Annotated in this window: 3 protein-coding genes; 2 read left to right on the top strand and 1 reads right to left on the bottom strand. The window is 71.7% G+C overall.

What is annotated here, in order from left to right; translation table 11 throughout:
* On the top strand, positions 1-269 hold a 269-nt coding region (locus tag DQW06_RS27670), incomplete at its 5' end, for a helix-turn-helix transcriptional regulator (protein WP_198662571.1).
* A 44-nt stretch (positions 270-313) separates the two neighbouring features.
* Positions 314-685 (top strand): VOC family protein, encoded by a 372-nt coding sequence (locus DQW06_RS27665; protein WP_026338752.1) that lies wholly within the window; start codon positions 314-316, stop codon positions 683-685.
* Between the two features lie 309 nt (positions 686-994).
* Here DQW06_RS27665 and paaK read toward each other — a convergent pair whose 3' ends face one another.
* Positions 995-2347, bottom strand: a complete 1353-nt coding sequence (paaK, locus tag DQW06_RS27660; RefSeq protein WP_013153513.1) for a phenylacetate--CoA ligase PaaK — start codon at positions 2345-2347, stop codon at positions 995-997.
* Between the last annotated feature and the right edge of the window lie 82 nt (positions 2348-2429).

The raw sequence follows: 2429 nt of genomic DNA, 5'->3' as shown, positions 1-2429 counted from the left end.
TCATCGGCCTGGCCGTCGGCGGCGGGGACGACGAGGCGCGAGACCGGGCCCGCGAACGCCTGTCCGCGCTCTCCGACCGCGAGCGCGAGGTGGCCCTGGCCGTGAGCCGGGGCCTGTCCAACACCGAGATCGCCGAGGACCTGTTCATGAGCGTCAGCAACGTCAAGGCGGTCGTCGGCCGGGTGATGGCCAAGCTGGACGCGCCGAACCGGGTGCTCGTCGCCAACGCGGTGCGCGACGCGCGCCTGGAGGACGGCCGCGCGGGTTAGCCGCCTCCGGGCGGGTTGTCGGCGGTCACCCGTAGGGTGCGGGTATGGGAAGCCGTATCTGTGTGATCGCCATCGACGCGGTCGACGCCGAGACCGTGGCCGCGTTCTGGAGCCGTGTGCTGGACTGGCCGATCGTGGAGGAGGCCGAGGACGGGTTCAGCCTCGCTCCGCACGAGGGGGCGGACCTGGGGGTCGACGTGTTCACCGTGCCCGAGCGCAAGAGCGTCAAGAACCGCCTGCACCTGGACCTGCGCGTCACCGGCGGACTGACGGTGGCCCAGGAACTGGAGAGGCTGCTGGGGCTGGGCGCGGTGAAGGTGGACGTGGGGCAGCCCGAGGACGCCCGGTGGACGGTGCTGGCCGACCCCGAGGGCAACGAGTTCTGCCTGCTGCACGGACGCGCCGACGCCTCCTGAGGGGCCGCCCCGCCCCGGAGCTCAGGCCTCGCCCCCGGCGGTGAACACCCTCCCGGGCTCGTCCAGCCGCACCGTCTGGCCTCTCGGGATGACGCTGAGCCCGAAACGCCCGTGGGCGGGGGAAGGTCAACGGGTGCGTCACGGGCATGGGCGACACTCTGCCAGGGCGGTGCGACATCCCGCCCCGCGCAGCGCCTCCGCCCGTTCCCGCCCGCCGGGCGACCCGCCCCGACTCCTCGCCGCACACGACACGGCCGCCGCGGAGTCCTCCCATCCGCCCCGCGGCGGCCGTGCGTCATTCGCGTCCCGTCACTCCTTGGGACGCTGGTCGATGATGCGGCGGAACTTGCCCACCGAGCGCTCGATCTGTTCGGGGTCGACCACGTCCACGGTCACGCTCACGCCGACCCTGTCCTTGACCGTCGCCACGATCTGCTCACTCAGGGCCACGCGCCGCTCGGCGGTGCAGTCCGGGGCCGCCTCGATGCGCACCGCCATGCGGTCCAGGCGCCCCTCCTTGGTCAGCACCAGCTGGAAGTGCGGGGCCAGCCCGTCCAGGCCCAGCACGATCTCCTCGATCTGGGTCGGGAAGACGTTCACGCCGCGCAGGATGATCATGTCGTCGCTGCGGCCGGTCACCTTGTCCATGCGCCGCATGGGCCGGGCCGTGCCCGGGCGCAGCGCGGTCAGGTCGCGGGTGCGGTAGCGGATCACCGGCATGGCCTGCTTGGTCAGCGAGGTGAAGACCAGTTCGCCGTTGGACCCGTCGGGCAGCACGTCCTGGGTGACGGGGTCGAGCACCTCGGGGTAGAAGTGGTCCTCCCACACGTGCAGGCCGTCCTTGGTCTCCACGCACTCGTTGGCCACGCCCGGACCCATGACCTCGGACAGGCCGTAGATGTCCACGGCGTGGATGTCGAAGCGCTCCTCGATCTCGGTGCGCATCTTCTCGGTCCAGGGCTCGGCGCCGAAGATGCCGACCTTGAGCGAGGTCGTACGCGGGTCGATTCCCTGATGCTCGAACTCGTCCATCAGTGTCAGCATGTAGCTGGGGGTGACCATGATGATGTCGGGCTCGAAGTCCTGGATGAGCTGCACCTGCTTGGCCGTCTGCCCGCCCGAGGCGGGGATGACCGTGCAGCCGAGCCTCTCGGCGCCGTAGTGGGCGCCCAGCCCGCCGGTGAAGAGCCCGTAGCCGTAGGAGACGTGCACCTTGTGCCCGGGGCGTCCGCCCGCGGCGCGGATGGAGCGGGCCACCACCTCGGCCCAGGTGTCGATGTCCTCGCGGGTGTAGCCCACGACGGTGGGGCGGCCGGTGGTCCCGCTGGAGGCGTGGATGCGGCTGACCCTGTCCTGGGGGACGGCGAACATCCCGAAGGGGTAGTTGTCGCGCAGGTCGGCCTTGGTGGTGTGCGGGAAGTGGCGCAGGTCCGCCAGTTCGCGCAGGTCCTCGGGGCGCACCCCGGCCTCGTCGAACTTGCGGCGGTACAGGGGCACGTTGGCGTAGGCGTGCTCCAGGGTCCACCGGAGGCGCTTGAGCTGCAGGGCGCGAAGCTCGTCGACACTCATGCGCTCGGCCGGGTCCAGGATCTCGGGTGCGGGCGCCTGTCCCAGGCGGGCGGTGGCTCCGGCCGGCAGCGTGGTGGTGTCGTGGCTTGCCATGGGCCTCTCCGTGTACTGTGCGCGGGACCCGCCAGGACGTGGGCGCCTGGGTGGGGTGGGCGGGCGCGCTGGTCTCGTGGCG

The organism is Nocardiopsis sp. TNDT3 (assembly GCF_003427465.1).
Taxonomy (GTDB): Bacteria; Actinomycetota; Actinomycetes; order Streptosporangiales; family Streptosporangiaceae; genus Nocardiopsis; species Nocardiopsis dassonvillei.
This window is presented reverse-complemented; position numbering and strand designations above follow the sequence as displayed.